This is a genomic window from Streptomyces phyllanthi, from assembly GCF_009377205.1.
In the GTDB taxonomy this organism is placed as follows: domain Bacteria; phylum Actinomycetota; class Actinomycetes; order Streptomycetales; family Streptomycetaceae; genus Streptomyces; species Streptomyces phyllanthi.
Window position 1 is genome coordinate 1 of the sequence record NZ_VJZE01000134.1, and the last position, 20,039, is coordinate 20,039.

At 71.5% G+C, this 20,039-nt stretch carries 15 protein-coding genes; 6 read left to right on the forward strand and 9 right to left on the reverse strand.

What is annotated here, in order from left to right; genetic code table 11:
* Positions 1-88: 88 nt before the first annotated feature.
* Positions 89-724: a helix-turn-helix transcriptional regulator gene (locus tag FNH04_RS20075; protein ID WP_228031516.1), complete on the reverse strand. Its 636-nt coding sequence runs from the start codon at positions 722-724 to the stop codon at positions 89-91.
* Positions 725-1,070: 346 nt separating this feature from the next.
* Here FNH04_RS20075 and FNH04_RS20080 point away from each other — a divergent pair, with 346 nt between their 5' ends.
* The 3 genes from FNH04_RS20080 (at position 1,071) to FNH04_RS20090 (ending at position 5,164) form a co-directional block, all read left to right on the forward strand.
* Complete coding sequence (locus tag FNH04_RS20080) at positions 1,071-1,775, forward strand: GntR family transcriptional regulator (RefSeq protein WP_152786176.1); 705 nt, start codon at positions 1,071-1,073, stop codon at positions 1,773-1,775.
* Positions 1,776-1,783: 8 nt separating this feature from the next.
* Entirely contained in the window at positions 1,784-4,231 is a 2,448-nt protein-coding gene (locus tag FNH04_RS20085) for a dolichyl-phosphate beta-glucosyltransferase (RefSeq protein WP_322723351.1), read from the forward strand.
* 282 nt (positions 4,232-4,513) lie between these two features.
* A complete protein-coding gene (locus FNH04_RS20090) occupies positions 4,514-5,164 on the forward strand; it encodes a hypothetical protein (protein ID WP_152786180.1) in 651 nt (216 codons plus the stop codon).
* 58 nt (positions 5,165-5,222) lie between these two features.
* Here the strand turns inward: FNH04_RS20090 and FNH04_RS20095 are convergent, their stop codons facing one another.
* From FNH04_RS20095 to FNH04_RS20120, 7 genes are all read right to left on the reverse strand, one after another.
* The gene (locus FNH04_RS20095) at positions 5,223-5,681 is read right to left on the reverse strand and encodes a PIN domain-containing protein (protein ID WP_322723352.1); all 459 of its coding nucleotides are present in this window, start codon (positions 5,679-5,681) and stop codon (positions 5,223-5,225) included.
* Complete coding sequence (locus tag FNH04_RS20100; RefSeq protein ID WP_228031517.1) at positions 5,678-5,944, reverse strand: hypothetical protein; 267 nt, start codon at positions 5,942-5,944, stop codon at positions 5,678-5,680. The genes FNH04_RS20095 and FNH04_RS20100 overlap by 4 nt, the downstream gene beginning before the upstream one ends.
* 122 nt (positions 5,945-6,066) lie before the next feature.
* Entirely contained in the window at positions 6,067-6,951 is an 885-nt protein-coding gene (locus FNH04_RS20105) for a hypothetical protein (RefSeq protein ID WP_152786184.1), read from the reverse strand.
* 205 nt (positions 6,952-7,156) lie between these two features.
* A complete protein-coding gene (locus FNH04_RS20110) occupies positions 7,157-11,728 on the reverse strand; it encodes a caspase, EACC1-associated type (RefSeq protein ID WP_194236745.1) in 4,572 nt (1,523 codons plus the stop codon).
* Between the two features lie 50 nt (positions 11,729-11,778).
* Positions 11,779-12,294, reverse strand: a complete 516-nt coding sequence (locus FNH04_RS47775) for an effector-associated constant component EACC1 (protein WP_322723353.1) — start codon at positions 12,292-12,294, stop codon at positions 11,779-11,781.
* 341 nt (positions 12,295-12,635) lie between these two features.
* Positions 12,636-14,054, reverse strand: coding sequence for an FG-GAP and VCBS repeat-containing protein (locus tag FNH04_RS20115; RefSeq protein ID WP_322723355.1), 1,419 nt, complete (start codon positions 14,052-14,054; stop codon positions 12,636-12,638).
* Positions 14,055-14,271: 217 nt separating this feature from the next.
* The gene (locus FNH04_RS20120; RefSeq protein ID WP_322723356.1) at positions 14,272-15,555 is read right to left on the reverse strand and encodes an adenylosuccinate synthase; all 1,284 of its coding nucleotides are present in this window, start codon (positions 15,553-15,555) and stop codon (positions 14,272-14,274) included.
* A gap of 199 nt (positions 15,556-15,754) precedes the next feature.
* On the opposite strand from FNH04_RS20120, the gene FNH04_RS20125 reads away from it, so the two are divergent.
* Complete coding sequence (locus tag FNH04_RS20125; protein WP_322723357.1) at positions 15,755-16,648, forward strand: diacylglycerol kinase catalytic domain-containing protein; 894 nt, start codon at positions 15,755-15,757, stop codon at positions 16,646-16,648.
* 50 nt (positions 16,649-16,698) lie between these two features.
* Here the strand turns inward: FNH04_RS20125 and FNH04_RS20130 are convergent, their stop codons facing one another.
* The gene (locus FNH04_RS20130; protein WP_152786190.1) at positions 16,699-17,196 is read right to left on the reverse strand and encodes a GbsR/MarR family transcriptional regulator; all 498 of its coding nucleotides are present in this window, start codon (positions 17,194-17,196) and stop codon (positions 16,699-16,701) included.
* Between the two features lie 236 nt (positions 17,197-17,432).
* Here FNH04_RS20130 and FNH04_RS20135 point away from each other — a divergent pair, with 236 nt between their 5' ends.
* Together FNH04_RS20135 and FNH04_RS20140 are read left to right on the forward strand one after the other, a co-directional pair.
* A complete protein-coding gene (locus FNH04_RS20135; RefSeq protein WP_152786192.1) occupies positions 17,433-18,359 on the forward strand; it encodes an ABC transporter ATP-binding protein in 927 nt (308 codons plus the stop codon).
* Entirely contained in the window at positions 18,356-19,966 is a 1,611-nt protein-coding gene (locus tag FNH04_RS20140; protein WP_152786194.1) for an ABC transporter permease, read from the forward strand. Before FNH04_RS20135 ends, FNH04_RS20140 begins: the two co-directional genes overlap by 4 nt.
* The last annotated feature ends 73 nt before the right edge of the window (positions 19,967-20,039 follow it).

A 20,039-nucleotide genomic window follows, 5' to 3' on the forward strand; every position in this document is an offset into this window, starting at 1 on the left:
ACTCCCCCGTGGCCGAGGGAATCAAGCTCCCCCCACTCCCTCGGAGGCCCTCCGTGCGCGTACCCGCACGGAGGGCCCTCGCATGAGGTCACCCCAGCGACGTCCCCCGCCGCGGTGTGATGCCCAGCCACAACAGGACGGCCTCCGTACTGCCGCGCACCCCCAACTTGGCGTAGATGTTGCTGAGGTTGTTGCGCACCGTCTTCTCCGTCAGGCTGAGCCGCCCGCCGATCTCCATCGCGCCGAACCCGTTCGCCAGCAGGTCCATGATCTGCCTCTCCCGTGGGGACAGGGCGCGCCGCGGCGCCTCCCCGCCCTCCGCCGCCTCCACCGCGGACGGCGGCTCGGCACCGCCCTGCTGCAACAGGGACGCGGCCCTCGGGGACAGATGCGTGTGCCCGTGCAGGGTGCCGTCCACCGCCGCGGACAGCGCGCTGCGGTTGAAGTCCCCCGCGACCAGATAGCTGGTGGCCCCGAGCCGGAAGGCGCCCCCGATCTGCTTCGGGTCTGCGGCGGGACTGATGACGAGCACGGGCGGAACCACATGGCCCACGTGGGCGATCAGGCGGGCCAGCTCTCTGGCCGGCTCCCGGCAGCAGAGCACGATCGCGTGCCACGGACGCGTTCTGAGTTCCCGGTAGGGGGGTGACACCCGGGTCAGGGACACGGACGTATAGGCGTCCAGCCAGTCGTCATGCGTCGAGTCGTTGACTCTGCAGGCCAATGCCACCTCAGGGGTATCGGTCTCGCGCAGAACAGTGATGAGGCGCCTGGACGTTGGCACTGCTCAGTCCTTCCGTCGGGCCGGGACCACTTGTTAGTACGCGGCCAACACGGAACGTGCTCAAGGCTTCAAGAACTTGCATATGACACGGCCGACGGGGCGTCAGACACCGATCGTCCGCGGCGCAACCCCGAACGCGTAAGGTGGCGTGCTCGTAGAAAAGTACGTACCCCACACGAACACGCACCCGCCCGGACACGTACCCGCGTACGAAGCACAACGACTACACGCGTACGAAACCCACAACGACACGAACCCGCGCACGAAAAAGGGGAGGGCCGCGACCATGCCCGGCACCGGTGGCGCCAGGCCGAGCCGCAACGGCAACGGCGCCGTGACCCGCAGCACCCTGCGTCAGCAGATCGCGGACGCGCTCCGCGACGAGGTGCTGGCCGGCCGGCTCCAGCCGGGGCAGGAGTTCACGGTGAAGGAGATCGCCGACCAGTACGGTGTCTCCGCGACCCCCGTCCGCGAGGCGCTGGTCGACCTGTCGGCCCAGGGTCTGCTGGACGCCGTGCAGCACCGCGGCTTCCAGGTCCACGAGTACTCCCTGGACGACTACCGGGAGATGATCGAGGCCCGCAGCATGGTCGTGGACGGCATCTTCCGGGCCGAGAAGGAACACGACCGGGGTCCCCGCGCCGCCACGATCCTGACCTCCGTACGCCGCCGCGGCGAAGAGGCCCGGCGTGCCGCCACCGCCGGCGACCTGACCATCCTGATCGGCTACGACCTGCGTTTCTGGCGGGAGTTGAGCGAGCTCTTCGGCAACCCCTACCTGGCCGACTTCCTGCACCGGCTGCGCGTGCAGGCGTGGGTGTGCGCGGTCCAGCACCTGCGGCGCCTGCCCGATCTGCGCGGCCATCTGTGGGCCGGGCACACCGAACTCGTCGAGGCCCTCGCGCGTGGCGACGCCAAGGCCGCGCACGAGCTCGTCATCGGCTACAACCACCACTGTCTCGCCCTCGTCGAACGCCTGGCGGCCGAATGAGCGGCGCGGTGCGGCAGGAGGACACCCCCGGCGCCCACGAGGTGGACCTCTCGGTCGTCATCCCCGCCTACAACGAGGAACGCCGGCTCGGCCCCACCCTGGACGCGATCACCCGCCACCTCCGCGAGGCGGGCGAGGGGACCTCCTGGGAGGTCATCGTCGTCGACGACGGCTCCACCGACGGCACCCGGGACGTGGTCACGGCCGCCGCGGCCGACGAACCCCGCCTCCAGCTGGTCACCAGCCCGCGCAACCGCGGCAAGGGCAACGCCCTGCGCCTCGGCGTCTGCGCCTCGTACGGGCACCGCGTCCTGGTCACGGACGCCGATCTGGCCGCTCCCATCGAGGAGTTGGAGCACCTCGACAAGGCGCTCACCGACGGGCACGCGGCGGCGATCGGTTCGCGCGCCACCCCGGGGGCGACCATAGAGCGGCACCAGCACCCGCTGCGCGAGTACCTCGGCCGCGCCGGGAACTTCCTCATACGCGGCCTCGCGGTGCCCGGGATACGGGACACGCAGTGCGGCTTCAAGCTGTTCGACGGCGACCGGGCCCGCGAGGCCTTCGGCGCGTCCCGCCTCAACGGCTTCGGCATAGACGTCGAGATACTCCAGCACTTCCGCCGCTCCGGCTGGCCGGTCGCCGAGGTCCCGGTCCGCTGGGCCCACCAGTCGGGTTCGAAGATCCGCCCCTGGGACTACGCCCGGGTCCTGGCCGAACTCACCGCCCTCAAGGCCCGCTCGGTCCGCCGCGCCGACCTTCTCGCGGCCCTCGCCTTCCTCCTGATGTCGGTGCTCCTGTACGCCGGCCGCTGGATCGACCCGAACCACCGCTATCTGCCGGACTCCCTCCAGGACCAGAACCAGTGGGAGTGGTTCTTCGCGGTGACGGCCGACAACGTCGTCCACCTCCGCAACCCCCTCTTCACCACCCTCCAGGGCTTCCCCGACGGTGTGAACCTCATGGCCAACACGGTCATGCTGGGCGTCTCCGTCCCCTTCACCCCCGTCACGCTCACCCTGGGACCGGCGGTCTCCCTGGGCCTGGCGATGACCCTGGGCCTGACCGCGACGGCGACGGCCTGGTACTGGCTGATCGTCCGCCGCGTCGTACGGCACCGGGGCGCGGCCTTCACCGGCGCGGCCCTCGCGACCTTCGCCCCGCCGATGGTCAGCCACGCCAACGCGCACCCGAACTTCATCGTCCTGTTCATGATGCCGCTGATCATCGACAGGGCCCTGCGGCTGTGCGAGGGCACCCGCGTCCGCCGGGACGGCATCGTGCTCGGCCTGATGGCGACGTACCAGATCTTCCTCGGCGAGGAGCCGCTGCTGCTCGCGGCGATGGGCATGCTGCTGTTCGCGGTGGCGTACGCGATGGCCCGCCCGGACGTGGCGAAGGAGTCCTGGCGCCCCCTGCTCAAGGGCACCGGTGTGGCGCTCCTGGTGTGCCTGCCCCTGGTCGCCTTCCCCCTGTCCTGGCAGTTCTTCGGCCCGCAGAGCTACACGAGCGTCCTGCACGGGGACAACGCGGGCAACAGTCCCCTCGCCCTGCTCTCCTTCGCGGAGCGCTCGCTGGTCGCGGGCGACGAGGAGACGGCGAACGCGCTGTCGTTGAACCCCACCGAGCAGAACGCCTTCTACGGCTGGCCCCTGGCCTCGCTGGCCTTCGCGATCGTCATACGGCTCTGGGAGCGGGCCCTGGTGAAGGCGCTGGCGTTCACGGTGGTGGGCGCGGCGCTGCTGTCCCTGGGCCCGAGGATCCGTATCCCGCTGACGGACACGGTGATACCGGGCCCCTGGGCACTGCTGTCGGACAAGCCCCTCTTCGAGTCGGTCATCGAGGGCCGTGTGGCGATGGTCTGCGCCCCCGCGCTGGGCATGCTCCTGGCACTCGCGATCGAGGGCCTGACCAGGTCACCCCACACCCTCACCCGGTTCCTGGGCCTGACGGCCGTCGCGGCGGCGCTGGTCCCGATCGCCCCCGCCCCGCTGAAGTCGGTGGAGCGGTCCGAGGTCCCCGCGTTCATCGCGGACGGCACCTGGAAGTCGTACGTCGACGTCGACGCGGGCGAGACCCTCGTACCGGTGCCGCTGCCCGACCCGGGCAACGCGGAGGCTCTGCACTGGCAGACCGCGGCCCACCTGGAGTTCCGTATGCCCGGCGGGTACTTCAACGGCCCGTTCGGCGAAGAGCGCGTCGGCATCTACGGCGCCGCGCCCCGCCACACCTCGAACCTGCTGCGCGAGGTGCGGTACTCGGGCGTCGTACCGCAGATCGGCGACAACTGGCGGGCCCAGGCGCGCAGGGACTTCACGTACTGGAAGGCGGGCGTCCTGGTGCTGGCCCCGCAGGGGTACGACCAGCAGCTGCGCGAGGCCGTGGAGAAGCTGGTGGGCCGTCAGGGGAAGTGGGTCGGGGGAGTGTGGGTATGGGACCTGCACGACGGAAGCTGAGACCAGGGGGCCGACATCGGGACCGGGACGAAAGAGCCGACACGAAGAGGACCGGTACGCAGAGGACCGGTACGCAGAGGACCGGTACGAGAAGGCCGGTACGAGAAGGCCGGTACGAGAAGGCCGGTACGAAGAGGCCGGTACGAGAAGGCCGGTACGAAGAGGCCGGTACGAGAGGGGCCGGGCCCGCCCCCACCCACTACGCTTCCCTGACCACTGTGACCACCGTGCGCCGTACCACCCGCCGTACCGTCGTTGCTCACCGTCCTACGAGGAGCTCTCTTGGCCTGTGACCTGTGGCTGGTCCCGCTCGTCGACGTGTTGTGCCACACCCCCGACAACCCCTTCGCCGATGAGCTCGCGCTCTACAACACGGTGCTCGGCGAGGCCGGGCTGCCGCCGGTGCCGGTGTACCAGTACATGCCGGGCCTGACCGGCGACGTCGCGCCGGTCGCGGGCTTCGACTACGACGCGCTGCACTTCCTGCGGCGGGCGTATCTGCTCCAGGTCTGCGGGCTCGCGGTGACCCCGGTGGACGAACTGGGCGGCGACTACGAACAGCTCCTGGAGATGTTCGAGACGACGGCCCAGCAGTCGCACCTGGTCTGGCACTACGACCACGCGGGGGCGTACGTCCCGGTGGACTTCCCGCACCCGCTCTCCAGCGACGAACTGCTGGCCGGGGGCGGCCCGCTCGGCTCCTCCCAGGCCCTCCTGAGGGAGCTGGAGTTCGTGGCCCCCTCGATCGGCATCGACCCGGCGAATCCCCCGGCGCCGCCCGACACTCCGCTCGCCCCCACGGAGCTGGAGGAACCGGCCGTCCCCGCCCCGTACGACCCCAGCCCCTTCGCCCGCGAACGCCATGTGTGGCTGGGCCTCCACGCGGCGGCGACGAGGAGCCTGGCGCAGGGCTCGATGATCGTGTTCAGCTGACGCCGGGTGCCTGATGAAGGGCGCCCGGCGGACGGGCGCCCTTCACCTTGGGTCGTCGTCAGTTGTGCTCGACGATGCGGATCGTACGGATGCCGGTGCCGCGGTACCGGGTGGGTGTCCTGGTCAGGACGGGCCGGCCGCGCGGCCACTCGACGGTGGGCAGGGCCAGGTGCAGCACATGGGCACCGCTCCAGTCGGCCTCGTCCTTGCCGTCCGGCTGCTCCTCGTCCCCATGGGCCGCCGTCCGCAGGCGCTTGCCCACGGCGGCCGCCGCCGCGAAGTCGAGCCCTTCGACGTTGACGGACGGCAGCGCACCGAGGTGCTCGGCGACCCCGGCCCGCTCGCGCTCGGCGGCGGCCAGGCTGAGCGCCGGGATGTAGACCCGCAGGGCGGGGTTCTTCTCGGCCTCGACGACGAGGCGGGAGGCCATGCTGTTCCCCGCACCCAGCGCCAGCGCGGCCGTGTCATCGAAGATGACGGCACGCGGCAGCGGATACCGCTCCTTGCTGTCCGTCACTGGACCTCTCCAATGCGCCCGGCCTCCAGATCGGCCCACAGCTTCTCGCCGGCCTTCTCGTCCTCCTCGGTGTACGGCCGCCCGAGGAAGTGCTCCTCCACGTACGCCTTCGTCTCCTCGTACCGCTTGCGCAGTTCTTCCTTGGTGGGCGTGGCTCCGGCCAGCTCCGCCACGAGATCCCGCATGCTCATCCCGCGCTCCCGGGCCAGCTCCTGGAGGCGGTCTCGGACAGCGGGTTCGACCTTGATCGTGGTGTCAGCCATGAGGACAGTATACCGGCGGTATACCACCTCAGGGCGCACGAGTGTGACGGTCATCGACACTCCGTTTCTCTCGAAGGACCCGGCCGAGCGGATGCCGGCGGGGAGTCTTTGCACGGACCCGTCTACGCGGGCACCGCCCGCCCCCTCAGCAACGCGCGTGCCAGGGCGCCGCCGCGCTGTGCGGCCTCCCGGTAGGCGGAGGCACCCGGCTTCCGGCACTCGACCTCAACGGTCGTGACGGGCGCGGTTGCCGGAGCGGCCGGTCGCTTGCGGCGCAGGCGGTCCTCGACGAGGGCGCGCGCCGAGTACAGCGGTCTGGGCAGTCCGCCCGTCAGCGCCGCGCGCACCTGGGCGCTGGTCGCCCCCAGCTCCCACCACTCCTCGACCAGCGGCGCGAGCCGCAGCGCCTCGGCGGCGCCGAGCGTCAGCCGGGGGTCCGTGCGGCCGAGGGAGCCGAGCAGCTGCGCGGCGAGCGCGGTGCGCTCGGCCGGTGGAGGCGGCTCGGTCGACCCGCTCGGCCCGCTCGGCGCGGGCGGCGCGGGCGGCGCCTTCGGCTCGCGCGGCGCCTGCGGCTCGCACTGCGGCGGCGGGGAGGGAGGTTCTTTCTCCCTGGTCTTTTCCCCCGAAGGGGGCGGGCCCGAGGGTGCGACGTCCGACTCGCCGGAGGCCAGGTTCTGAACTTTTTCATCTTCACCCGCAGGGGGTTCGTCCTCGTACGGAGCGTCGAAAACCTCGTACACGGTGAAGAGTTGGCCGGTCTCCCGGCTCTTGCGCACCACCCGCCGCAGATACCGGGATTCCTCCAGCTCATGCAGGGCGGCGGCGATGCGCGCCCGCCCCTCCTTGCGCTGTTCGGCGAGCGTCCGGATGGTGACGCGGGCGCCGTTCGGGAGGCTCAGGAGGTACGTCAGTACGCCCACCGCGCACCAGGAAATGCTCCGGTCGCGCAGGAGAGCGTTGGAGAAGACGGAAAAGGCGCGCTTGGGCGTCGTACGATGAATACGCATCTGGAGGTTTGGCTCCGGGTGTCGAGCCCCCGGGTGTTGGCGCACCGCGGGGGCGTTTCTCGTCGGCGTCGCGCCGACGTCTTGCTGGCGTGACTCTATGGGCACGCAGAGCTACGAGCGCAAGCCGGAACCGGGTTTCACCAGGCGGGAGTTCGCGTAGTTCACCCCGGAGAGTGAAGGGCGGCGACGCGCGGGAGCGGCGGGTTCAGTCGCAGGACCTGCGGTGGTCCAGGTGCGGGAACAGCCGGTCCCACTGGTCTTCGGGGATGCTCAGAGGGTAGGAAGCGCAGAGGTTCTTGTAGAGCCGGTCGGCGTCGAGGTCGAGCAGGTGGGTCTGTTCCCTCGTCCCGGTGTACACGGAGTTCTCGTCCTTGACGGTGACGGCCAGCCAGCGGCCGCCGTCCGGCGAGTCCGACGGAGGGACGCGTACGGCTTCCGCGTTCTCGAGGGTGAGGAGCGCGGGAGTCCTCCACCGCCCGTTCTTCCCGACCGACCAGATGCGATAGGGCTCCGTCGTCACCGCGTAACGGCCGTCGGCGGTCATGTCGAACGTCTCCACCTCACGATCGAGCCTCAGGCCGCCGGGCTTCTTCCTGGCACGGTCAGGATCGGTGACGTCCCAGAACTCGACGGTTCCGTCGTTGAGCGCCGTCGCCAACTCACCGTCGCGGGTGGTGAGGTAGCTGCCCGAGCCTGCCGGGATCCGGTCCCCCTCGACGGGTCGCGCGGGCTTGGAGAAGTCCCAGAGCCGGATGTTGTCCCCGACGTCCTCGGTGATGAGCAGCCGCGACGAGTCGTCGTACATCGCCCTCTGGAGGAAGCTCGCCGCGTCCTTGATGAGTCCGCCCTTTCGCGGTCGGTCGGGGTCGGAGACATCCCAGAACCGGATGTGCTGTCCGTCCTCGATCGTCGCCACCGAGTGCGCACCGGCGAACCACAGGCTCCCGGTGGACAGGAAATCGCCGCTCGCCCGCGCCGGGACAGTGCCCCGGCGTACGGGGTGCAGAGGATCCCGGATGTCCCACAGCGCGATGCCGGTCTCCTCCCGTGAACCCACCGCGAGGAGACCGCCGTCAGAGCTCACCACGGCGTGCGGGGAATCGGCGGTGAGCGTGATGCCGGCGCTCTTCTTCGGCCCTCCGGCGGGACCGAACTCCCAGAGCTGGAAGGTGTGCTTGAGCCCCTCGGTCCAGTAGTGCGCCAGGATCACCGGCTTCTTGTGGCTGGTCAGGAAGTAGTTGGCCTCCCATCCCTTCGGCAGGGTGTACCGGATCCTCGGTTTTCGGAGGCCGTTGATGTCCCACACCCTCGTGGTGGACGTGTAGTCCGCGTTGCCCTGTTGGGTGATGACCAACGTGCCGTCGGAGCTGAACGGGCTGGTCCCCGCCTCGTGGATGCCGCTCGGGCTGCCCTCCACCGTGGGCGCCCAGGCCCGCTCGGGCCAGAGCCACACCTCTCCCCCGAAGTCGCCGGACGCCAGGTACCGCCCGTCCGGACCGTAGGCGACCGACTGGGTCGGCTCGCCCGTCGGCAGGCCGTCGGACCCCGGCATGCCGTCCTTCAGCTCGGACGCGTTCATGGTCGCCTCGGCCCGACGTACGCCGTGCTCCCTGTCCGCTCCCGCCAGGAACCTGCCGTCGCCACTGAACGCGAGCGACGGCATGCCGCCGGAGCCGACGCCCCACCGGTCCCGGTACTCCTCCACCTTCACACGCCGAAGTTCCCGCCCCTCCTCGACCTCCCACCAGGCGATCTTCCCGCTCGCCCCGGTCGCGACGACCAGGTCACGCCGGGGATGGGCGGCGACCGCCATGACCGTGTCGGTCCGCTCCGTGTCCCGCAGCACCGGCCGCTCCGGGTCGCTCACGTCCCACAGCCGCACCTGTGCGGGCTGGCCGCTCCCCTTCTCCCCGTTGCCGTTGCCGTTGCCCGTGATCAGGTGGCGCCCGTCCCGGGTGAACGCCACGGAGATCAGATCCGCGTCGGCCACCGTCCGCTCCGTACGCAGCGTGGGGCGGGCGGGGTCGCTCACGTCCCACAGCCGCAGCCGGCCCTTCTCGCTGCCCGCCGCGACCGTCCTGCCGTCCGCGCTGAACGCCAGCGTGAAGGTCACCAGCTCGGGGATCGGCAGCGACGACAGCCGCTTCGGCTTGTTCGGGTCCGAGGTGTCCCACAGCGTCAGTTCCTTCGGCGACTGCGCGGCCAGCAGCCGTGAGCTCGGGTGGAAAGCGATCGCCGCAGCCCCGCTCCCCGGCTTGATCCGGCCCGCCTCGACCGGAACCGCGGGGTCGGACACGTCCCAGAACTGGACACGGCCGCCCCGGTGACTGGCGGCCAGCACCTTGCCGTCCCGGCTGTAGGCCAGGTTGAGGACCGGCTTCCGGTGCTGCTTGGCCGGGACGAGGTGGATGGGCGCGACGGTCGTCGCCGCCGCGTACAGGCTGGAGCGGGTCTCCGGGGTCTCGGCGGTACGGTACGCGGCGAGGCTGAGCCGCAGCGCGGTCTGCGGGTCGCGCTCGCGCATGACGTCGGCCTGGTTGGCGAGTTCCCTGGCGATCAGGTCCCGCTCGCGGTCCGCCGCCTGCCCGTTCTCGTAGGACGCCCAGCCGAAAAGCGACGCGGCCACCACTGCCAAGGCCGACAGCCCGGCGATCCACGCCCGGGTGACGAAGCGTCTGCGCCGCTGAGTCCGGTCACTCGCGGCGACGAAGTCCCTCACCACCTGACGGACGGGAACCTGGGCGGTACGGACCTCGCCGGCTGCCCGCACATCCCCTGCGGTGAGCTTCCTCGCCTCCTCCAGGGCGTCCCCCTCGTAGAGCCCGCTCGGCTTCCGTCCGGCCTCGTCCCAGCCCTCCGCCGCCGCGGTCAGCCGCCGCAGTCTCAGCAGGTCGTCACGTACCTCGTCGATCCATCCGCTCAGCCGCGCCCACGCGTACAGCAACGAGTCATGGCCGAGCTGGGCCCCGCCCTCCTCGTCCACGACGACCAGGCGGGCGTCCGCGAGACGGCGCAGCAGGTCCTCACTGCCCTCCAACTCCTCCGGCGGCACCCGGCGGCGCAGCAGCCGCCCCTCGCCGTCGGCCACCCGGACCATCGCCAGCAGGAGATGCCGCAGGTCCGCCCGCCCGGCCTCGTCGAGATCCGCGTGGATCGCGTCGGCGGCCCGGGCCACCGCGTCCCGGATGCCTCCGGAGTCGCGGTACCCGGCGTACGTGAGGGTCGTGCCGTGCCGTCGCAGCCAGATCTCGCGCAGGGCATAGGCCAGGAAGGGCAGCGCGGAGGCGTCGCCCGCGCTGCGCCGCTCCTCGTTCACCTCACGCCTCAGCAGCTGAGGGACCCCCTCCTCCCACTCCAGTCCGCCGTACTCCGCCGGGCCCACGACGGCCGCCTCGACCTCCGCGTCGCTCAGCGCGGGCACGGCGAAGTGCCCCGTGCGCACCAGAGGCGCCAGACGGGGGTCGCTCAGGGCGTCGCCGTAGTAGTCGGCGCGCAGGGCGAGGACGATCCGCGGGCTGTCCGGGTTGCCCGCGCCCGCGGTGAGGGCCTCGGCGAAACGCTCCCTCTCGGCCGTGTCCTCGCAGAGCGTGAAGTACTCCTCCAGCTGGTCGACGACCAGGACGCGCGGGGCCGTACGCCCGTGACCCCGTAAGCCCGCGGGTCCGTCCGCCGGCGTGGGGCGGCTGAAACGTCCCTGTTCCAGGTCCCGTACGACCTCGGAGGGCGCCCTGTCCACCGCCGCCGCCCAGGCCTCGGCCAGGGCCCTGAAGGGCCGGTCGCCCGGAGCGGGCACGATCCGGACGGGCCCGAGTCCCGCCCGCCCGGCGGCCACGCTCAGCCCGGCCCGCAGCAACGAGGACTTGCCGACCCCCGACGGCCCCACCAGCACCACCGGCTCGCCGGGCCGCGCCTGTTCGACGCGGCGGAGCAGGTCGCGGGTGAGCTCGTCGCGGCCGAAGAAGAGGTGGTGCTGTTCGGGCAGGAACGGGAGGATGCCGGGGTAGGGGCAGACGGCGTCCGGGTCCGCGGCGCCGGCCTCCGCCGGGCCGTCGGCCGCCACGGGCGTGTACCGGCGGTTGACGGTGAGCGTCAGCTCCCCCATCCGCGCGGTGCCGCCGCCGTACGGGCGTGCCTCGGTGCCCTGGAGCCGCTGGTCGAGCAGCCGGTAGAGGCCGCTCAGGGTCAGCCACTTCGGGCCGCCCGCGTCGCCCTCCCGCAGCAGGCTCAGCAGGTGGCCGCTGAAGAGGGTGTGCTCCGCGTCCCGCGGGGCGTACGACAGCGCGTTGCGCATCGCGGACGCGAGCAGGTAGCTGCCGTCGGGCCGCGCGCCGCCGAACGGGTCCGTGGCGGGCGGCCGGGTCGGTTCCTGCGCGTTGCCCGCGAAACAGCAGTCGAGGATCACGACCGGGTCCGCGGCGGCGTCGCTCAGGTAGCGCTCGATCTCGGTGTAGGGGACGGAGTGGGCCGTGTCGGTCTGGGACGTGGTCGTCGCCGTCGCCAGATACAGCTGCCGGCCGGGGCCGCGCAGCCCGTGACCGACGAAGTAGAAGAGAACGGTTCCGCTCTCGTACCGCTCCTCCGTGGGCTCGGCCCGTTCGATGGCCGCCGCCAGGGCCTCCAGGACGTCGCTCGGTGACTTCGGGTCCGTGAGCAGCGTGACCCGGTCTCCCATTCCGCACACCGTGCTCAGCGCGTCGGCCACGGCCCGAGCGGACCGTACGGCGGACGGCAGCCCGGGCAGTGTGTGCCCCGGGTGGGTCGCCGTGCCGACCACCACCGCGTGACAGCCGGCTCCCGCGAGCGCCGGCCTCCCCCGTACCGGCACGGTCAGCCCGCTTCCGGCGACGCCCCGGGGCGCCTGTCGTTCCTCGTGGTGGGCTCCGTGGGTTCCGTGGGTTCCGTGGGTTCCGTGGGTTCCGTGGGTTCCGTGGACTCCGTGGTTCCCGAATCCTGCTGCTCCGCGGAACCCTGCTGCCGGATCGCCTCCGCGACACGCTCGGCCAGCTCGCTGGTGCCCTCGGCGGTCAGGCCGCGCACCTTCTCCGAGGACACCGTGACCTGCGTTCCGTCCGGCAGGTTCATGGTGACGGTCTGGTTGCCCCGGCGGTTCTGCAGCCACACGACGACTGCCGCGCCCACGGCCGCCGTCGGCCCACCGGGCGCCAGCAGCAGGGAGACCAGCTCGCCCAGCGCGCCCATGGCTCCGTCCAGCGGCGGGGCGGCCGGCTCCCGCCGTACGAGGGCGCGCAACTCCGGCTCCTGCCGCAGCCACTCGTACAGCTCGTCCGAGGCCTCCGTCCCGTCGCGACCGCTGCCGGCATCCACGGCGAGTGTGACTCTCACTCCGCCCCTCCAGAGTTCCGTCTCTTCATCTGTCGCGGTGAGAAACCGAGGCGTGCTCGGCCGTCACGACAACTCTGTTGGGCTCAGGGGAAGTTGGCAACACCATGGACTGCAGCGACACTGTTCGGTCGAAAAGCCCGGCGTCCGTGAACGCACGGCCGCGCAGCCGTCGCCGGACATCGCGTGGCCAAGGGGGCGGGTGTCCCGCGTGATCTTCCAATGCCCGGACGACCCGGGTCCCGACAGCCGTCCCCCTTCACGTCGTCGGCGACCCGGCAGCGGCACGGTGCGGCCTTCGCATGGTCCGCACCGCACCGCACCCGCGGCCGGGTCCCGTCCGGTCAGCCTCCGAGCACCGATCCGAAGGACTTGTTGCGGTAGGTCAGGCCGAACGCCTTCTCGCTGAACGACAGGGCGCCGGAGGTCGTGAGCCCCGAGGCGCTGCCGCGCAGGATCCAGTCGGAACCGTCGGCGTAGTGGACGCCGTCGTCGAAGACGTCCTCGCCGGAGGCGGCGGCGGTGAGGTCCGCGCGGCCGTCGCCGTTCTGGTCCTGAAGCCGCACGGCGTACCCCAGCCGGTCACTGGCCTCGGCGACGCCGGGCACACCCGCGGTGTTCTGCGTGAAGGACTGGGCCCCGCTGCCGGTCAGGCCGGAGGCCGAGCCCTTCAGCAGCCAGACCGCTCCGGCCCGGTCGAGGGTGCCGACAGCCTCGCCCTGCGCGCCCACCGCCGCATCCGCGTAGCCGTCGCCGTTGACGTCGCCGATCGAAACGCTGCCGCCGAAAGCGTCACCCGACTCGCTCACGCCGGGGACGCCCGTGGTGTCCTGGTCGATCAGTCCGCTGCGTGTGCTGCCCGGGATGCCGCCGGGGCCGCCGTAGTGCACGGCGATGGTGCCTGCTCCCGAGTCCCCCGATCCGGAGGTGACCAGGTCGTCGTACCCGTCCTTGTCGAGGTCGCCCGCGGCCCGTGCCCAGCCGGCGTCGAGCGGCACGGTCGCGGGGTTCTTGGTGAACGTCATGCCGCCGGCGCCGCCCGCGTAGTAGCCGAGCCACACGCCGTTGGAATCGTCGTCCTCGATGTCGCTGTCCCCGGAGACGGCCAGATCGTCGGCGCCGTTGTCGTCGAAGTCGCCGGTCACGATCGTTCCGGTACCCCGGTACACCCCGTCGGAGCCGGTGGACAACTCGGTCCGGGCGGGAGCCGTGGTCCGCGTGAACCCGTCGTCGAACACCGAGACTCCGGCGAATCCCGTCACGGCGAGCTGGTCGTGGCCGTCGCCGTCGAAGTCGCCGACCGCGAGGCCGGATCCGTACAGGTAGGAGGAACCCGCGCCCGACGCTCCGTACACGGTCAGCGCACCGTTGACCAGTCCTTTGGAACCGCCCCAGAGGATCTGGACGATGCCCAGGTCGGAGGCGGTCGAGTGCTCGAACGACGCGCCGACGGCCAGGTCGGTGTAGCCGTCGCCGTCGAGGTCGCCCGTGGCGTAGGACACGCCGAACCAGTCGTGCGCCTCCGCCGTGCCGGGCACCCCCGCGGTGTTCTGGCTGATCTGGGCGGAACGGCTCGTCGAAACGCCGGACGCCGAGCCGTACAGCACGGTCAACTGCCCCGCCTGTGCCTGTCCGTTCACCGTTGCCTTGGGGGTGGCGACCACCAGGTCCTTGTAGCCGTCGCCGTTGAAGTCGTCGGGGGTGGCGCCGACGGCGGAGGCCGGAGCGGCAAGGGGCAGGGCCAGGCCTCCGGCAGCCAGCACGGCCGCAGCGGCGATTGCCAGAACTCTTCTTCGCACGTCGACCCTCTTCACCTCATGTGGGAACTGTTTCAAGACAAGTGACCCCTGAGGTGGCTGAATGGTTGTGCTGCGACGCGACGGCGGCCGACGCCTTTCCGGGCGCCGGCCGCCGTGCTCGACCGTGATGTGTCCGACAGTGGGTGTCAGATGTGCAGACGTGTCAGACGTGTCAGACGTGTCAGATGAACGAGTTGATCTGGATCGTCTCGTCGCGGCCCGGGCCCACGCCGATCGCGGAGATCGGGGCGCCGGACATCTCCTCCAGCGCCTTGACGTAGTCCTGGGCGTTCTTCGGGAGGTCGGCGAAGGTCTTGGCCTTGCTGATGTCCTCCGACCAGCCGGGCAGGTTCTCGTAGACCGGCTTGGCGTGGTGGAAGTCCGACTGGGAGTACGGGAGTTCCTCGACGCGCTGCCCGTCGATCTCGTACGCGACGCAGACGGGGATCTGCTCCCAGCCCGTGAGGACGTCGAGCTTGGTGAGGAAGAAGTCCGTCAGGCCGTTGACCCGGGTCGCGTAACGCGCGATCACCGCGTCGAACCAGCCGCAGCGGCGGTCACGGCCGGTCGTGACACCCCGCTCGCCGCCGATACGGCGCAGGGCCTCACCGTCCGCGTCGAAGAGCTCGGTGGGGAAGGGGCCGGCGCCGACACGGGTCGTGTACGCCTTGAGGATGCCGATCACGCGGCTGATCTTGGTCGGGCCGACGCCCGCGCCGGTGCACGCGCCACCCGCGGTCGGGTTCGACGAGGTGACGAAGGGGTACGTGCCGTGGTCGATGTCGAGGAGGGTGCCCTGGCCGCCCTCGAAGAGGACCACCTTGTCCTCTTCCAGCGCCTTGTTGAGGACCAGGACCGTGTCGGCGACGTACGGCTCGAGCTTGTCCGCGTAGCCGAGCAGCTCCTCCACCACCTGCTCGACGGCGATCGCGCGGCGGTTGTAGAGCTTGGTGAGGACCTGGTTCTTGACGTCGAGGGCCGCCTCGACCTTCTGCGTCAGGATCGACTCGTCGTACAGGTCCTGGACGCGGATGCCGACGCGGTTGATCTTGTCCGCGTAGGTCGGGCCGATACCGCGCCCGGTGGTGCCGATCTTGCGCTTTCCGAGGAAGCGTTCCGTCACCTTGTCGACGGTGACGTTGTAAGGCGTGATGATGTGGGCGTTGCCGCTGATCAGAAGCTTGGACGTGTCGACGCCGCGCTCGTTCAGACCGCTCAGCTCGGAGAGCAGGACCGACGGGTCGACGACGACGCCGTTACCGATGACCGGCGTACAGCCGGGGGACAGGATTCCGGAAGGGAGAAGGTGGAGTGCGTACTTCTGGTCACCCACGACCACCGTATGGCCGGCGTTGTTGCCGCCCTGGTAGCGCACCACGTAGTCCACCGAGCCGCCGAGCAGGTCGGTGGCCTTTCCCTTGCCTTCGTCACCCCACTGAGCACCGAGCAGCACAAGTGCGGGCACGCGCGTACACCCCTTCCGGGCGGGGCATGTCCAAGGTCAGGGGCGTACGAGACACCCTGTGTGCCCCGCGTACCCAGGCGGCCGACGTTGGCCGCGCTCCGTTGGACCCGGATGCCCCGGAATAGACGAAGCCCCTGGCGTATTGGCGCAAGGGGCTCTTGCACAAAGATGCTACCCGAGGAAGCGAGGCAGGACCGAGGTGGCGACTTCCGACCCGCTCCTGGTGGTCATCGACCCCCTCGCCCGTCGTACGGACGGTGAGTCGGTCCGGATCGCGAAAGACGTGCTCAGCGCGGGTGCGTCGAGTACGAAGGTCTGCCTCCCCGAGGGGCCGGAGGAATTCGCCCGGGCACTTTCCCGGCGGGGATCGCGGCGGCCGGTGGTGGTCGGCGACGACCGCGCCCTGCTGCGGGCCGTCTCCCTGCTCCACCGGCAGCGTGAGCTGGCCGCGTGCGCGCTGTCGCTGGTGCCGGTGGGCGGCCCCGGCGGGATGTCGCTGGCGCGGTCGCTGGGGGTGCCGACGGGTGCCGTGGCGGCGGCCCGGGCGGTACTGGACGGGGCCGAGCGGCGGCTCGACCTGCTGGTCGACGACAGCGACGGGGTGGTGCTGGGCGCGGTGGGGATACCGTCGGTGCCGGTCATGGCCAGGGTGACCGGGTCCGGGGGTTCCGCCGCGTCGGGGAGCCCGGGCGGCGACGGCCCCGGGGCCCACCACTCCTGGCTGCGGACCTGCCAGTCCCTCGTACGAACCCTGGCCGCGAGACCACCACGGGTCCCGCCGGTCACGGGCCCCGGGCCGTCCCGGCTGCGCGTGGAGGTCGACGGGGTGACCCTCGTCGACCTCGACCAGCCGGTGGAGGCGGTGTCGGTGGCCCCGTCCGGAGACACGGACCGAGCCCGAGGCGGCGCGGCGGTGGAGATACGACCGGCGTCGGTGGACGCGGAAGCCACACCCCTGCGGGCCGTGGGCCGACGGGTGACCGTGTCCGGACCGTCCTTCCGGTACCGGGCGGACTCGGTGGTGACCGGGCCGGTCCGGACGCGGACGTGGACGGTGCGGGAGGGGGCCTGGGGGCTCACGTTGCCCGGGTGAGGGCACCTGACGGGCGCCCTGGCGCGGGCCCGGTCAGCCCTCTTCCTGCTTCAGAGTTCCCCGAACAGTTCCTCGCGGTGTACGCGCCAGCGTTCCATCATGGCGGCCAGTTCGGCCTCCAGGAACTCGAAGAAGGCGAGGGTCTCGGCGAGGCGGCGGCCCGCGGGGGTCCTGGCGCCGAGGCTGTCGACGCCCTCGCGCAGGGTGTGTTCCCAGCGCCTGAGCACCGCGTCACGGTTGGTCACCGCCTCGTACCACTGGTTGCTGTGCACCCGGTACCGCTCACGCCGTGAGCCGGGCTCGCGCTCCCGCGAGACCATGTGCTGCTGCGCGAGGTAACGCACCGCCCCGGAGACGGCGGCCGGGCTGACCTGGAGCTGTTCACCGAGTTCGGCGGAGGTCAGGGCGCCGGAGTCGGAGGACAGCAGGGCCGCGAACACCCGGGCCGGCATCCGCTGCATCCCGGCCTCGACGAGCTGCGCCGCGAAGCTCTCGACGAACTTCGACACGGACTCGGGGTCCCGTACCGCCTCACCCGGTTCCGTCATGCCTGCGTTCACATCCCCTGTCCCTGCTGTCTCGCCCGGCGTTCGGCCCGCCGTCCGGCCTGGCGTCCCGTCCGGGCTTGTATCCGGCCCGCTGTCCGGCCTGGCGTCCGGTCTGGCGTCCCGGTCTGGTGTCCGGCCCGCTGTCGCGCCTGCTCAGGTGCCGTCCCACAGTGTAGCCACCATTTTGACGGTTCCTTAACTTCACAAGTTTGTGAAAGTACCGTACGTTCAGAGGCATGACGAAGGCACACCTCGCCCTAGAGGTCTCCGGACTGCACAAGTCATTCGGGCGCACCCACGCCCTGGACGGCCTCGACCTGGTCGTCGAGACCGGTGAGGTCCACGGCTTCCTCGGCCCCAACGGCGCCGGGAAGTCCACCACGATCCGGGTCCTGCTCGGCCTGCTGCGCGCCGACTCCGGCGCCGCGCGGGTGCTGGGCCGCGACCCGTGGGCGGACGCCGTGGAACTGCACCGCCGGGTCGCGTACGTCCCCGGCGACGTCACCCTGTGGCGCAACCTCTCCGGCGGCGAGGTCATCGACCTGTACGGACGGCTGCGCGGCGGCCTGGACGCACGGCGCCGGGCGGAACTGATCGAGCGGTTCGAGCTGGACCCGACGAAGAAGGGGCGGACGTACTCGAAGGGCAACCGCCAGAAGGTCGCCCTCGTCGCCGCCTTCGCCTCGGACGTCGACCTGCTGATCCTGGACGAGCCGACCTCGGGCCTCGACCCGCTGATGGAGGAGGTCTTCCAGCGCTGCGTCACGGAGGAGCGCGACCGGGGCCGGACCATCCTGCTGTCGAGCCACCTCCTCAGCGAGGTCGAGGAACTCTGCGACCGCGTCAGCATCATCCGCAAGGGCCGGACCGTGGAGAGCGGTTCGCTCGCCGACCTGCGCCATCTGACCCGTACGAGCGTCACGGCCGAACTCGCCGGCCCGCCCAACGGCTTGTCCCGGCTGCCGGGCGTCCACGGCCTCGACGTCCGGGGAAGGCGCGTCCGGCTCCAGGTCGACACGGACAAGCTGGACGCGGTGCTGCGCTCGCTCACCGAGTCCGGCGTACGGTCGCTGACCTCGACCCCGCCGACGCTGGAGGAACTGTTCCTGCGGCACTACCAGGACGAGCTCGCAGAGCGGCCGGAAGGGGCGGTGGCCCGATGACCGCCATGGCCTCCGCGTACACCCCCAGGGCCGGGGGCTCGCGTCAACTCGCCGGTACGGGCGCCCTGTTGCGGCTCGCGCTGCGTCGGGACCGTGTGGTGATACCGGTGTGGGTGGGGGTCGTCGCGCTGATGGTGCTCTCCATGCCGGGCGCGCTGGAGGGCGTGTACGGGACCGCCGCCGAACGCGCCGAGGTCGCGCGGCAGATCCTCGCCAACAGCTCGCTGCGCGCCATGTACGGGCCTGTGTTCAGCGACTCGCTCGGCGGGCTCGTGGCCTGGCGCATCGGCGCGTTCGCCGGGGTGTTCGCCGCGATCATGAGCCTGGTGATCGTCGTCCGGCACACCCGGGACGAGGAGGAGAGCGGGCGGCAGGAGATGCTCTCGGCGGGCATGGTGGGACGGCGGGCGCCGCTCACCGCGGCCCTGCTGGCGGCGTTCACCGCGAACGCCGTACTCGCGCTGCTGATCGCGGGCGGGCTCGCCGGGCAGGGCGCGGCGGGTGCGCTGGCCCTGGGGCTGGGGACGGCCGGGGTCGGGATGGTGTTCGCGACGATGGCGGCGATCGTCGCGCAGCTGACGGAGAGCGCACGGCTGGCGAAGGGCCTGACGGGCGGGCTGCTGGGCGCGGCGTTCGTACTCCGCGCGGCGGGCGACGCCTCGGTCGGCGACGGTTCGTCCCTGCTGACCTGGGCGTCGCCGGTGGGGTGGCTGGAGAACCAGCGCGCGTTCGCGGACGAGCGCTGGTGGGTGCTGATCCTGTTCGTCGCGGCGATCGTGATCCAGGGCGCGGTGGCGTACGAGCTCGCCGGGCGCCGTGATGTGGGGATGAGTTTCCTGCCCACCCGGCCGGGCCCGGCCACCGGTCGCCTCGGTACGGCGGGGGCGCTCGCCTGGCGCCTCCAGCGGGGCTCCGTACTCGGCTGGAGTCTCGGCTTCCTCGCCGCCGGGCTGGCCTTCGGCGGCATCACCCAGGGGGCGGCGGATCTGGTCGGGGACAACGAGCGGACCCGCGAGATCATCGAGCGGATGGGCGGGCAGTCCGGGATCACGGACGCCTTCCTCGCCACGATGGCCGGCATGCTCGGCATGGTCGCCGCGCTGTACGTCGTGCAGTCCGTGCTGCGGCTGCACTTTGAGGAGACCTCACAGCGGGCCGAGCCGGTGCTGGCGAACGCGGTGGGACGGCTGCGCTGGGCCTCCGGCCATCTGGTCGTCGCCTTCGGCGGCGCCGCACTGATCATGCTGCTCGGCGGCCTGGGCCTGGCGGCCGGGTACGGCGGTGATCTCGCCCCCGTCCTGGGTGCCTGTCTGGTCCAGCTCCCGGCGATCTGGACCATCGGCGCCGCCGCGGTCCTGCTCCACGGCGCGTCACCGCGGCTGGCTCCGGGCGCATGGGGCGTGGCGGGTGCGACGCTGCTCCTGGGCTGGATCGGCCCGGCCCTGAATCTCCCCGGGTCCGTGATGGACCTCTCCCCCTTCGGCCACCTCCCGAAGCTGCCGGGTGCAGGGATGACCTGGACTCCGGTACTGATCCTGACGGCGGTCGCCGCCGCACTGGTGGCGGTGGGCCTGGGGGCACTGAAACGCCGGGACCTCATAATGTGAGCTGAGTCAAACAGGGGCGCGGGGAACTGCGCGACAAGCCACCACGCCGCCGCAGCCCGCCCCACAACAGAAC